Origin of the sequence: Nostoc sp. CHAB 5836 (assembly GCF_020829445.1) — a bacterium.
In the GTDB taxonomy this organism is placed as follows: domain Bacteria; phylum Cyanobacteriota; class Cyanobacteriia; order Cyanobacteriales; family Nostocaceae; genus Nostoc.
This window is the reverse complement of record NZ_JAIVFV010000046.1, coordinates 31,025-43,797: the sequence shown is the minus strand read 5'-3', so window position 1 is coordinate 43,797 and position 12,773 is coordinate 31,025. Positions and strand designations below refer to the sequence as shown.

The window sequence follows — 12,773 nt, the reverse complement described above, 5'->3', positions numbered from 1 at the left end:
CCCAGGGCTACAACTTGTGCAGGTACGAGGTAAATCAGGGGTTACTCCTTACAAAACACTTCAACACGTAGATGATTATTCCTACTTGCACTTTAATTCTATCATTTTTCACGGTGGTTAAAACCACGCGTGGCGTGTTTCCTCCACTGACTGAAAGTCAAGTGGAGGAAACACGACCCGCGATTTTCTTGTGAGAGCATGAAACTGGGGTTTATCTCTAGTGTTCACAGGTAGATACAAGTAAATCTTTCTCATTCTGTCTGATCTAACAAGAGAGCAAAAGGTGCTTTTGCGATAGATTTAACCTCTAAGGGCACTTTTTAACTGCAAGAACTGTCTACCCGATTTAGGGAAGAACAAATTAAAAAACTCCATCTGTCGCTAATGTTATGGCCTTTGTGGCACAACCTTGGCGATGTGCTAATTAGACCAATAACCGAAATTAGACTCCCGGAGAAAATTATGTTAATTTCCTGTAGCATTTTAAACATTTTTTAGGATTTCCCTCAGCAATTATCAAGTTATTTTTGTTAAATTCGGGAAATCTATAGTAAAAGGTGTATTTAGAATAACCAGTCGTAATTGAAATGCTATCCACTCAGAGAGAGACGTGCCATGCTGGAAAAACTTATACAAGCCGCCATCCTCACCTTATTGCTCCACCTGATAGCAGTACTTAGCCCAAATATTATTCAGACAAAGACAGCATCACCTGTGCCAGAAACACCACCAAATATCGTTAGCTTGCTATTGCGATCTTTTCAGTAAGAATGTTTCATAAATTGCACAGGTGTAAGAGGATGTTTGAAAAGTCGTAAAGTATACTAAAAACCCTGCTTCCATTCCTCTCCCCGTTGGCGTCAGCCTGTCGTTAAACAAGCCCAGAGACGCTTTGGTGTGACGAAAAATACTTTTAAAACATCCTCTCCGACCCAACATTCGGGCAGGTTTTCAAAGCTGTTAAGAGTTAAGAGTTCCCTATTTTCTGTTCCCTGCACGAATGTTGGGCTTGGTGAAAAAATATCAGTATTATTTTAGCCAATGTCTTAAAAGTCAAGCGATCGCAAACCTTTCCTCTGTATTATTCCTCACTACTTTCTCTGACACAAGTTGATTTTATTGGCTTTGTTTATTAAATACTTCTAAAATTTGTCGGCAAATCTGTTTGAGCTTATCCCGAATTTCACCAGAAGGCGAAGATGCGCCGACAATACTCCAGTTTTCTACCGTAGAAAGTCGCCAAGCTTCGCCGCGATGATCAAATCCGGCGACTTCCACGCCGATCGCCCGGCGGGAATTATTGACGGGATCTTGATAAAATCGAATTTGAATCAAAAGACTGCGACTTCGCCAAGATTTGCTGATACCAGGAAAGTGAAAGCCAATATCTATAGAATCTGGATCAACTAACTCCCTAGTTTCCGGGTCATTTTTCCAGGGTTTGAGATCAGATTTGGCATCAGGAAACTCGAATTTGAACAAATTAACTACCGTAGCAATGTTGCTGGCGAGTTCAAGGTTCGTTGCTTGTTCAGCTGCGTTCACTAAAAAACACTCCTATATTGCATCGGCTTCTTCGGGAATGTCAAGACAGAAAAACCGCCAAAAAGCTTATATTATTGGTGTTTTAGCTTATCAAGACCTTTGAAATTTAGCAACTATAAATCTTACTTCCCTAACAATCCTGGCAATAAACTTTGATAAAATTTTTCAACCCAAGGCGCGATCGCTTTGAGATGGCCGTTTTGGGTACTGCGCTACCAGAGCTACTAGCTCTAGGGTAGCTAAATGTACAGCAGTACAGAGCAAGTATGGAGCATACTACAATAGTAGAGAGCAAGTATAGAACATATTTATAATAACTATGGCGTAAACTTTTTCAACATAGGCACACGACACTAGTTATAATTTCCTATAAGTTGAAAAAACTCTTAAGATTTAGCGTAATAATATTTACGCTTCTCTCACACCGACTAGCTGACAACCACATTAGGAGGACTATCTATGGCGCTTGTACCACTGCGGCTGCTGTTGGATCACGCAGCTGAAAACGGTTACGGCATCCCAGCTTTCAATGTTAACAATTTGGAGCAGATTCAGGCGATCCTGAAGGCTGCTGTCGAAACAGATAGCCCGGTAATTTTGCAAGCTTCTCGTGGCGCTCGTGCTTATGCAGGAGAAAACTTCCTCCGCCACCTGATTTTGGCAGCCGTAGAAACCTATCCTCACATTCCCATTGTCATGCACCAAGATCATGGGAATGCTCCTGCTACCTGCTACTCAGCAATTAAGAACAACTTCACCAGCGTGATGATGGATGGTTCTTTAGAAGCTGATGCTAAGACTCCCGCTAGCTTCGAGTACAACGTCAATGTTACCCGCGAAGTTGTAAATGTAGCTCATGCTCTGGGTGTCAGTGTTGAAGGTGAACTCGGTTGCTTGGGTTCTCTAGAAACTGGTGCTGGTGAAGCTGAAGATGGTCACGGATTTGAGGGTACACTTGACCACTCACAACTGCTAACCGACCCCGATGAAGCTGTTGACTTTGTAGAAGCAACCCAAGTAGATGCTTTGGCTGTTGCCATTGGCACAAGCCACGGTGCTTACAAGTTTACCCGCAAACCAACTGGGGAAATTTTGGCAATCAGCCGCATTGAAGAAATTCACCGCCGTTTGCCCAACACCCACTTGGTAATGCACGGTTCATCCTCTGTACCAGAAGATTTGCTTGCACTGATTAACCAGTATGGTGGTGCAATTCCTGAAACCTACGGCGTACCTGTAGAAGAAATTCAAAAAGGTATTAAGAGTGGTGTACGTAAAGTAAATATCGACACCGACAACCGTTTAGCTATTACTGCTGCTGTACGTGAAGCTTTGGCTAAAAAACCAGAGGAGTTTGACCCCCGTCACTTCCTCAAGCCTTCGATTACATATATGCAGAAGGTTTGTGCTGAACGCTATCAGCAATTTGGCACAGCTGGCAATGCAAGCAAGATCAAGCAAATTTCTTTGGAAGATTTTGCTACTAAGTATGCTAAAGGTGAACTCAACGTTGTTACCAAAGCAGCTGCTAAAGTTTAATTTTGACAACAAATAAATCGGGGCACAGTCCTGCTATGCTTCTGAAAAACTGAGGATTTTAATGTTGTTAAAAACCGGGTAAATCCCGGTTTTTTGCTTTATCCATAAGCGCTGGGCATGGGGCATCCCTTCGACTTCGCTCAGGGCAAGTAGGCATTGGGTATTAGTTATTTCCCTCCCCTGCTCCCCTACTCAGTCCCCACTCCTCATCCCCCTCATCCCCCTCATCCCCCTCATCCCCCTCATCCCCCCCATCCCCCTCATCCCCCTCATCCCCAATCCCTAGAACACCCGATGCTGTAAACAGGGCATTTGACGGCGGACTTGTTCGAGCCTAGTGGGCTTGATTTCTGCGATCGCAACTCCTGGCTTTTCCCCAGCATCGGCTAAAATTACGCCCCAAGGGTCGATAATAACCGCGTGGCCGTGGGTTAGACGGCGGCCATAGTTGTTACCTGTTTGGGCAGGAGCAATGACGTAGGCGGTATTTTCGATGGCTCTGGCTTGTAGTAGTACTTGCCAGTGGTCTTTGCCTGTAAAGGCGGTAAAGGCGGCGGGAATAAAGATCACATCGGCTCCCTTCTCTGCCAGATGACGGTACAGTTCCGGGAAGCGGACATCATAACAAATAGAAAGCCCTAAATTACCGAGTTTTTCTGAGAAATAAACAGGGGGTAGTTGTGTACCAGCCACAACTGTGCTGGATTCACGGTAGGTGTTGCCGTCGGGAACATTAACATCAAATAGGTGTACTTTGTAGTAGCGGGCAAGTTCTTGGCCGTTTGGGTCGATGAGTAAAGTGGTGTTATAAGCTTTGCCTGTATTGTCTACAGGAAGTGGAAAGCTGCCGCCCAAGATGGTAATTTGAAACCGTTGAGCCATTTTTTTGAGAAATTTTTCACTTTCACGAGCGATCGCATCACCTTGCGCAAGTTTGTCTTTTTCTTCTCCCATGTAGGAAAAGTTTTCTGGCAAACCCACCAATTCAGCACCTTGACGCACGGCAAGATCTATTAATTCTTCTGCCTGTGCCAAATTTTTGTGTAGATCGGGCACACTGGTCAATTGAATAGCGGCGGCTAAATAAGACTTCATAGATTCAACAATGAACAGTTGATTTATCGTATACAAATGTAAACAAGTTTGAAAAACGAGAAATTCGCGCCTCTCAAACTTGTTTATAAAAATTAACCTAAAGTTAGAACAACATGGATAACTCAAAAGGATTTTGTTACCACTTGAGTTTCAAAGATACTTTTCGAGAGTGGAAGCTAATGTAGTTTTAGGCACTGCGCCCACCACCATATCCACTTTTTGTCCACCCTTAAAAATCATTAATGTGGGAATACTGCGGATGCCGTACTGACTAGCAACATTAGGATTCTCATCAGTATTGACTTTCACGACCTTTATTTGACCTTCGTACTGTTCTTTGATTTCATCAACAACAGGAGCTACCATACGGCATGGTCCGCACCAGGGTGCCCAAAAGTCAACTAAAACGGGTACATCGCTGTCGAGTACTTCTTGCTTGAAACTAGAATCGGTAACTTGTGCGGCTGCTGACATGCCTAAAACCTTCGCCAATAATAAATATCTGAGCTTGGTGAAAATTCTACCATAGCAAAAACCTCAGCTTGAAAGTAGAGGATGTATATTTGCAAAGAAGCTCTAGAATTTATTTACAAAAATAAGGAACCGCCCGAACAGTAGTCCGGGCGGAGTGTGGTGTGAGGAGTGAACGGAAACATGCGTCTCCGCTATCTCTATTGTAGGCGACATATCGGATTTTTCCAGCAATTGTTTAGGGGCTGGAAAAATTTATTGAAGAATTTGGCATTGGGAATTTGCCATTGGGAATTGGGAAGCATCGGTGTCAACTTAAGCCTTGACGAAGGTCATTCGCGGCTATACAAGGAAAGTCCGCCTGCGCAAACTAAAGTCAAATCAAGGTTTTGAAACCCACGTAGGTGGGTGAGAGTTTGTGTAGACGCGGTTTCTAACCGCCCGTTTCTTTGCCCGACTTGAAGCAAGTGGCGTCGTCTTTTTGCCCCATCTCCTATTCCCTATGCCCCAATTCTATTTCCCCATACCTAATTGTTGAGCTTTTTGGTAAACTTTACCCTCTGTTAATAGAGAAGGTGCAATCACAACTTCCACTTGCTGCATTTCTTTAATATTTTTCGCTCCTAAGGTGCCCATACTAGTCTTTAAGGCTCCTAAAAGGTTGTGAGTGCCATCATCTAGTCCTGCTGGGCCGATGAGTATTTGCTCTAGGCTACCAGTGGTGGCAACGCGAATCCGGGTGCCACGGGGCAAGACGGGGCTGGGAGTCGCCATACCCCAATGATAACCTCGTCCTGGGGCTTCTGTGGCTCTGGCAAAGGGGGAACCAATCATCACACCATCGGCACCGCAGGCGATGCATTTGCAAATGTCCCCACCGGTGATTAAACCGCCATCAGCAATAATAGGGATATAGTTGCCAGTTTCCTGATAGTAATCATCTCTTGCCGCAGCACAATCAACGATCGCAGTTACTTGTGGTACGCCCACACCTAACACCCCACGAGATGTACAAGCCGCACCAGGCCCAATTCCCACCAGTACCCCAGCCGCCCCGGCTTTTAACAAATTCAACGTGACTTCGTAAGTGACGCAATTCCCCAACACCACGGGAATGGGCATGGAACGGCAAAATTCTGCTAAATCAAGTGGTACTAAAGACTCTGGTGACAGATGTGCAGTGGAAACTACCGTAGCCTGGACAAAAAATAAATCTGCCCCAGCTTTTGCTACTGCCTCACCATATTTACTTGCACCGGCTGGAGTTCCACTCACCGCCGCAATGCCACCTTGTTGTTTAATTTCCTGAATACGTTGTTCAATTAATTCCGCCTTTATTGGTTCGGCATAGAGTTCTTGCATAAGAGCAACAAATTCATCTTTGCCCACAGAGGTAATCCGATCTAATATTGGCTCTGGGTCAGCATAGCGAGTTTGAATCCCCTCTAAATTGAGGACACCTAATGCTCCTAACTGTGACAAACGTACAGCCATGCGAACATCTACTACACTATCCATTGCACTGGCAATTATCGGGATTTCTCGCTCAATATTGCCAATACGCCACTTAGTATCTGCCAAGCTGGGGTCTAGTGTTCTGTTACCGGGGGCTAGAGCAATTTCATCTATTCCGTAAGCTCTGCGAGCTGTTTTTCCCCGCCCAAGTTGAATTTCCACGCTTTAAATTTTCTCAAATCTGTTTAAGCTAGGGTATCAAATTGTGGGGGAAGTTGGAGTGTTTTTTTCCCGAATTATACTAGACTACTCCCAGCAGTCTCAGGTGCGGCTCAAAACTTTGGTGGATGCAAAGTACCCATCAAGGAAAAGTTATTAAAATAATTCGTAATTCGTAATTCGTAATTCGTAAATTTTGTTTTGTGACGGGGATTTACACCCCGACCCAAAACGTTCTGCCCTTGAAAGGCTAGGAATTAAACCCCTAAACTTTGTTAATTGGTTTAACTGAGTTAATGCCATTGACACTCCCCTGCCTAAAGGCGAGGGGATTCTTAAGACCTCACGGCCAAAATATCCTGTTTACACAGGTACGCGCAGCTCACCACGTTTGCACTCGTCGTGCGTAGTGATATCTCCTCAAGGTTTTTGGCCGAGTGACTTTCCCCCAGCCCGGGGGTAGGTTTTTAAATCTTGTACTGATTGAATTATTCTAACATGGCTGAGTCCTAAAGGACTCAATTAGCCTTCATCACGCAGCCTGAAGTACGGAATACGCAACTACGTTGCTGTTCCTCAAGGGTTTTCGGCATATTTTCTATAATCTTGACTTAGTACAATATTTCATAAATTCGTAGCGAATTCTCTTTGCGTTCCTACCCTACGGGAAGGCGAGGCGCCTATGCGCTTCCCTTTGCGTTCCTACCCTGCGGGAAGGCGAGGCGCCTATGCGTTTAAATTTCAACCCTCAATTGGCCACGATTTTACGCTGCATCTGTACTTAGTTCTTCAATTCTAAAATCTAAAATCCAAAGTCCAAAATTGATTTGATTTACCGTTTATTCTTAGCCGCATCTACACCAGTGTAACCAGTTAGTAACCAAATTATCGCTCTAGCTCCATCACGAATAGATTTTTCGACAGATTCAGGGGGTTTTTCTGAAGGAACTGGCACGGGTTTTAAATAAATACCCCGACTACCTAAAATAATTTCGCCGATCACACAAGCCCGGCGCATATGGAAGTCTGAAGTAATCAAATAAACGCTCTTGATACCGCGAGCTTGCAAATCATCCACCAACGTAGTAAAGTTGGTAACAGTATCTACTGCTTCATAGTCCAAGTGTAAGCGTTTGGGATCAACACCAGCTTTGGTAAACACTCGTTGGGTGAATGTACGTGGACTGCCGCCTGTAATCCAAATGGGTATATTTGGATGATCGCGAACGAATTTGGCGGTAAACTTCTCTCGCTCTAAATGTCTCGTTGAACCACCCAACACTACAACTGCTTGCGGCTGCACAAATTGGTTTTTTACTTCTTTGTATCCCCACCAGATGATTATCGGTAGGACAAAAGCCATAAAACGAAAAGATTTACCTGTAAAGAGTAGCTTATTCAAGGCTTAATAACTTAATTTAGTCAATCCAAATTTTTCTCTGGCTATAAGAAAAAACAATTGATAGTAGAGTAGCAAAGTTTCAAAGAATCTGCCCAAATATTGCTCAGGTTGATTTTTGCGTTATAGCGCCATTGGAGTTTTTTCTCTAATTGATGGATTATCCTAACCGGTATGGAACGATTGATCAAAGGGTTTTAGCCACTTTATATAGTGCTTCTCGTTTCAAGAAAGTATAACGTTGAGGCGCACATCTAGATGTGCGCCGCTATTATAGCGGTTCCCAATTGCATGGAATACAGACCTAACCCCCAGCCCCTTCCCTTCAAGGGAAGGGGAGTAAGATTCAAAGCTTCTCTCCTTTTAATGGAAGCGAGGTCAAAACTGTACTGCGCCCAAGAGAGAACCGCTACTATAGGGATTACCAAGAAATAAATTATCCCATCTTGTGGGGTGGGCGACACGAGAGTCCATAGTCAAGGGTTCTCGTGTCGCCCACCCCACAATAAATAGTTGAATATTTATTTATTTGGAAGTCCCTATATTAATAGTGCGGGAAACAACGGGACTGGTGCGACTTGAACGCACGACCTGACGCTTAGGAGGCGTCCGCTCTATCCAACTGAGCTACAACCCCAATTACGAAGCATATGTAATTATAGCAGTAGTTTTAGGGAGATTGCCAATAATTATCCCAAGAGCCGCCGCCAACTTCTAAACCACAAAGAAGACTTTCTGCTTTGAGGATTATTTGAGATTTTCTCCCATTTAGTTCTCGTAACTCTAAATTGAGTTTTCCCTGCATGGTGTCCCGGCAACAGTATCTTAAACCTTCTGCTGTGGGCGCACGTAGAGGTGTACCAGGTAGATGGGTGGCTCCTGTCAATTCAATTTCGTAATTGGAGTTACTAGCTTTCATTTGCCATCTACCCCAAGGCTGAATTTGCCACTCTACTTGTGAATTCCAGGGAACGAATTCATAAAACTTCCCTTGATAGTGCAAGCCAATCATCGCTACAGATTCCATCCACCACAGCACACCCCGCCGTCCACCGCCAGCAGTTAATGCTAAGTCGGGTTCGCCTTCAAAGCAATTACAATTTATCCAAAACCATTTTTGCGGAAAAGCACCACCCCAATTTTTCTCGCCGTAGGCTGGGGCGTTGGTGAATTCGTAGATTTTGCCATTCCAGTCAATTTTCCCACTGGCTAGACCGTGAGCCATCAAAATCTGCCATCCAGGTTCAAAAATCTGCAAGAATGATAGCCAGCCTGCGGTTGATTGCTGAATGCTATTTTGATTTCCCCAACCGTATAGTGGTTGAATTTCATACTGCCAACGACAATAATTATTAGTGGCGCGTTCGCGAATTATTCCCTGATTCAAGGTGGCTGTGGCTTGATATCCTTCTTGAACATGATGCTCAAACTCTGCGGGGAGTAGGTATAGGGGAGAAACTTGCAAATTAGTTTTACCCCAATGACCTAAACCCAGAACATCTGGACTACCCCAAAATTTGTTGACATCAGGAAAAGTACGGCATAAATACTCATCATCCGGGCCCAGGATTTGGGCTGCACCGCCGCTATAGGGTTTACCGCCGATGGGGTCTTCAATGGAGTACATAAAGGCGAATGTTTGCCCAATTTCCGGTAAAGTGACACGGTAATACCAGCCTTCAAAAAAGCGGCGACTACCGCCATCCCAGTGATAACCAGAATGGGGCGTTTGGGTTGATTGGAGAGGATTTATGGGAATAGTTAACATAGAGATAGTTGCCGATTTTTTGAGTATGCGCGATGTCTAACGACAAGCCGAAACGTCTACGCTTCGATATCAATGATGCTTATGAAATTCTTGGGCTGAAAACTGGTGCATCACCAGCACAAATAAAACGAGCTTACCGTCAACTGGTAAAAACTTGGCATCCAGATCGCTTTATTGATCAAAGGCAAAAGCAGGAAGCTGAAGAAAAAATTAAATTAATCAACGCAGCTTACAATCATCTCAAATCTGAAAGTCCATCTGAGCCTTCTATTGCTGAAAATCCATCTTCATCTTCGCGTACAAATCCCCCAAAAGTATCTGTCAATCGTTGGGATGCAGAAACTTTCTATACTTTAGGAGTAGAGAATGCTACACAAGGAAGATATGAGGATGCGATCGCAGATTTTACCCACGCAATTCGTCTCAATCCTCACTATGTTGACGCATATAAATATCGTGGGCTAGTTTGCTCACAACTGGGATACGAATATAGAGCCGCTTCTGATTTAAATAAAGCTGCACAAATAGAACAAGAGTTAATAAATCCCGGTGCTGCACGGACGTCACGCTCACCTAGATATGTATCAAAACCTACGCCTCTGCTAGAAAGATTTTGTCGAGGGATTAAAAGTTTACTGCGGCTAAATCGACGTTGGAGATGAGCAGAGGATTCTTAAGAAAGATTTCTGAATTGTTGCGATAAATTAATGGTACTCAAGTTTAGTAAACGTGTCTTGTAGGTTAAAAAACATAATGCTAGATTAAGAGCAAGGTACAAACAGGTTAAAAGTTAAACAAAAACCTTCAAGTTAGAGCCTGTACCTCCTGCTCTAATATTCTTGCGATCGCTGTTTTGATTGTGGCATCCATTGAATGTATTTTTGCCTTGAGTTCAATGAGTCGTATTGGAGGTTTTAAAACGCACAGCCAGAAAATACCTGCCTAGTTGGAATATTAAGGATGCGCAATTGATTCGTAGAGCGATCGTGAATGTTGTCCACCTTAGTTTGAGTTAGTTACTTCTGAATTCTCCAATCTTCAAGAAACCGCCCCAAGCTGCTGATATTTATCCATCGTAGCTTCAGGCGGTTTCTGCTTTGAGTGTTATGCATTTAAATTGCACTCTGACCAGCGTTCGCGCAACGTCTCCGTCATTTGTCCTTTGTCATTTGTCCTTTGTCCTTTATTTAGACTAATGACCAATGACCAATGACCAATGACTAATGATCAATGACCAATGACTAATGATCAATGACCAATGACCAATGACCAATGACTAATGACCAATAACCAATGACTAATGACTAATGACTAATGACTAATTAAGGTAATTACAGTCACTTCAGGTGGACAAAATAAACGTCCTGGTTTATAAGTTCCTAAACCACGATTGACATATAGTTGATTTTGTTCTACGTTGTGAAACCCTTGCGCCCACTCCCAATATCGTACGACTTTAGAACAGTCTCCCAAGAAAAATGTTACCCAACGCCGCAATTTTTTGGGAATTTGTTTCAGTAGCTTTTTATAATAGAATACTACGGGGCCAATGCCCGGAATTACGATGTGACCACCGTGGGTATGACCAGATAGTTGCAAATCTACGCGCCACTGTTGCAATATCTTGGCTGTATCTGGGTTATGGGATAAAACAATGCGGGGTGTAGCCGAGTCTAGTTGATTCATGAGTGGTGCGGGGGAAAATTCCCGTGACCAATAATCAGCTAGTCCTACCAATGGTAATTCTTTTCCTAGTGGATAGGCGATTTCATTCCAAAGCACATGGACGCCAATACTAGTTAACGCCTGTGTAACTTCTGCTTTTGAATGACTGTAATAGATATCGTGGTTCCCAAGTACGGCGTAGATACCACAGCGACTTTGCAGATGTTTGAGTCGAAGCACCAATTGGTGAATTGGTGTCGGGTCGTCAGTTACGTAGTCACCAGTTAATAGAATTAAATCTGGTTCAGCTTCGTTAGTAAGTGCGATCGCTTTTTCTAACATAGCTTCCGACAGTCGCAAACCATCGTAATGAAAATCTGACAACTGCACTAGCGTTATACCTTGTAAAGATGCTGGAAGTTCCGCAATCTTAACCGTTATTTTATCTAATCTTAAATGTCCTGTAAACAACCAATGCATAAGGCAACCGATACTCCTCATACCAGCGCTTACAGCTTACCAAAAATCAAAATGTAACTTGATAAAATGCAATAATTTATGTCATTTACTCGAAATACAATTAATTGATTAATTGATTTATTTATTAGACATCTGGTGAAAAGGAATGTAGAGACGTAGCAGTGCTACGTCTCTACAAGGGTTCTGGGTAACGCATATTTAATTTCACTCCTATGTCTATTGGAAATCGCTGAATTTAGTTATGGGGTTTTCCTTCTGCTTCCTGGCTTCTCATTCAGCTTGTAGGGTAATGATAGTAACTTCTGGGGAACAAAATAAGCGTCCTGGGAGATAAGTTCCCAAACCACGATTGACATATAGTTGATTTTTTCCTAGCCGATGAAAACCCTGTGCCCATTCCCAATGGCTGACTACAGAAAGATTTACTTGTAAAAATGGGACTAAACGTCGCACTTTTCTGGGTATTTTTTCTACAAGCTTTTCGTAAAACAATGCCGCAGGGCCAATTCCAGGAATTACGATTTGACCACCATGAGTATGACCCGATAATTGTAAATCGACTCGCCATGCTTGTAATATCTCCGCAGTATCTGGATTGTGGGATAAGACGATGCAGGGTGTGTTGGGGTTTAGCTGGTTCATTACTGGTATAGGATTGAATTCCTGTGACCAACTATCTGCTAATCCAACAAGTGGTAATTCTTTTCCTAGTGGATAGGCAATTTCGTTCCAAAGAACGTGAATTCCAATGCTAGTAAGGGCATCTGTAACTTCTGCTTTTGCATCTTTGTAATGTATGTCGTGATTGCCAAGAACAGCGTAGATCCCACAGCGACTTTGCAGATGTTTGAGTCGAAGCACCAGTTGCTGAATCGGCCTCGGATCGTCAGTTACGTAGTCACCAGTTAATAGAACTAAATCTGGTTCAGCTTGGTTGCTAACGGCGATCGCTTTTGAAAGCATATCTTCCGACAGCCGCAAACCATCGTAGTGAAAATCTGACAACTGCACCAGTTTCTTACCTTGTAACGATGCAGGCAAACCTGTAATGTTAACCGTCAATTCTTCTGTACTCAACGGCCCAGATAACAACCAATGCATAAGACGTTCAATAAAGCTCAATCATAGCGCTTACAG

11 protein-coding genes and 1 tRNA gene are annotated in these 12,773 nt (G+C 43.4%); 3 read left to right on the top strand and 9 right to left on the bottom strand.

Going from position 1 to position 12,773, the window contains the following annotated elements:
- The first annotated feature begins 615 nt into the window (after positions 1-615).
- Positions 616-768 (top strand): hypothetical protein, encoded by a 153-nt coding sequence (locus LC605_RS11870; protein WP_229547739.1) that lies wholly within the window; start codon positions 616-618, stop codon positions 766-768.
- A 348-nt stretch (positions 769-1,116) separates the two neighbouring features.
- Here the strand turns inward: LC605_RS11870 and LC605_RS11865 are convergent, their stop codons facing one another.
- Positions 1,117-1,545: a hypothetical protein gene (locus LC605_RS11865; RefSeq protein WP_229547738.1), complete on the bottom strand. Its 429-nt coding sequence runs from the start codon at positions 1,543-1,545 to the stop codon at positions 1,117-1,119.
- A 459-nt stretch (positions 1,546-2,004) separates the two neighbouring features.
- Here LC605_RS11865 and fba point away from each other — a divergent pair, with 459 nt between their 5' ends.
- Entirely contained in the window at positions 2,005-3,084 is a 1,080-nt protein-coding gene (gene fba, locus LC605_RS11860; protein ID WP_229547737.1) for a class II fructose-bisphosphate aldolase, read from the top strand.
- 282 nt (positions 3,085-3,366) lie between these two features.
- On the opposite strand, the gene LC605_RS11855 is transcribed toward fba, so the two are convergent.
- The 6 genes from LC605_RS11855 to LC605_RS11830 all read right to left on the bottom strand — a co-directional run bounded on the left by LC605_RS11855 (position 3,367) and on the right by LC605_RS11830 (position 9,491).
- Positions 3,367-4,179 (bottom strand): carbon-nitrogen hydrolase family protein, encoded by an 813-nt coding sequence (locus LC605_RS11855; RefSeq protein WP_229547736.1) that lies wholly within the window; start codon positions 4,177-4,179, stop codon positions 3,367-3,369.
- Between the two features lie 150 nt (positions 4,180-4,329).
- A complete protein-coding gene (gene trxA / locus LC605_RS11850; protein WP_229547735.1) occupies positions 4,330-4,653 on the bottom strand; it encodes a thioredoxin in 324 nt (107 codons plus the stop codon).
- A gap of 510 nt (positions 4,654-5,163) precedes the next feature.
- Positions 5,164-6,327 carry a GuaB3 family IMP dehydrogenase-related protein gene (locus LC605_RS11845; protein WP_229547734.1) on the bottom strand — a complete coding sequence of 388 codons (1,164 nt, stop codon included), beginning with the start codon at positions 6,325-6,327 and terminating at the stop codon, positions 5,164-5,166.
- Between the two features lie 829 nt (positions 6,328-7,156).
- Positions 7,157-7,687, bottom strand: coding sequence for a YdcF family protein (locus LC605_RS11840; protein ID WP_229547733.1), 531 nt, complete (start codon positions 7,685-7,687; stop codon positions 7,157-7,159).
- Positions 7,688-8,286: 599 nt separating this feature from the next.
- Positions 8,287-8,360: transfer RNA gene (locus tag LC605_RS11835), tRNA-Arg, on the bottom strand.
- A 33-nt stretch (positions 8,361-8,393) separates the two neighbouring features.
- Positions 8,394-9,491 (bottom strand): tocopherol cyclase family protein, encoded by a 1,098-nt coding sequence (locus LC605_RS11830; protein ID WP_229547732.1) that lies wholly within the window; start codon positions 9,489-9,491, stop codon positions 8,394-8,396.
- Positions 9,492-9,523: 32 nt separating this feature from the next.
- Here LC605_RS11830 and LC605_RS11825 point away from each other — a divergent pair, with 32 nt between their 5' ends.
- Positions 9,524-10,153, top strand: a complete 630-nt coding sequence (locus LC605_RS11825) for a DnaJ domain-containing protein (protein WP_229547731.1) — start codon at positions 9,524-9,526, stop codon at positions 10,151-10,153.
- Positions 10,154-10,802: 649 nt separating this feature from the next.
- Here LC605_RS11825 and LC605_RS11820 read toward each other — a convergent pair.
- Positions 10,803-11,636, bottom strand: coding sequence for a metallophosphoesterase (locus LC605_RS11820; RefSeq protein ID WP_229547730.1), 834 nt, complete (start codon positions 11,634-11,636; stop codon positions 10,803-10,805).
- A 270-nt stretch (positions 11,637-11,906) separates the two neighbouring features.
- Positions 11,907-12,737: a metallophosphoesterase gene (locus tag LC605_RS11815; protein WP_229547729.1), complete on the bottom strand. Its 831-nt coding sequence runs from the start codon at positions 12,735-12,737 to the stop codon at positions 11,907-11,909.
- Positions 12,738-12,773 lie beyond the last annotated feature (36 nt).

Excerpts from the sequence above, each read along its gene's own strand:
- LC605_RS11840 (WP_229547733.1), bottom strand. The coding sequence starts at position 7,687 with ATGGCTTTTGTCCTACCGATAATCATCTGGTGGGGATACAAAGAAGTA.
- LC605_RS11825 (WP_229547731.1), top strand. The coding sequence starts at position 9,524 with ATGTCTAACGACAAGCCGAAACGTCTACGCTTCGATATCAATGATGCT.
- LC605_RS11830 (WP_229547732.1), bottom strand. The coding sequence starts at position 9,491 with ATGTTAACTATTCCCATAAATCCTCTCCAATCAACCCAAACGCCCCAT.
- LC605_RS11815 (WP_229547729.1), bottom strand. The coding sequence starts at position 12,737 with ATGCATTGGTTGTTATCTGGGCCGTTGAGTACAGAAGAATTGACGGTT.
- trxA (WP_229547735.1), bottom strand. The coding sequence starts at position 4,653 with ATGTCAGCAGCCGCACAAGTTACCGATTCTAGTTTCAAGCAAGAAGTA.
- LC605_RS11870 (WP_229547739.1), top strand. The coding sequence starts at position 616 with ATGCTGGAAAAACTTATACAAGCCGCCATCCTCACCTTATTGCTCCAC.
- LC605_RS11820 (WP_229547730.1), bottom strand. The coding sequence starts at position 11,636 with ATGCATTGGTTGTTTACAGGACATTTAAGATTAGATAAAATAACGGTT.
- LC605_RS11855 (WP_229547736.1), bottom strand. The coding sequence starts at position 4,179 with ATGAAGTCTTATTTAGCCGCCGCTATTCAATTGACCAGTGTGCCCGAT.
- fba (WP_229547737.1), top strand. The coding sequence starts at position 2,005 with ATGGCGCTTGTACCACTGCGGCTGCTGTTGGATCACGCAGCTGAAAAC.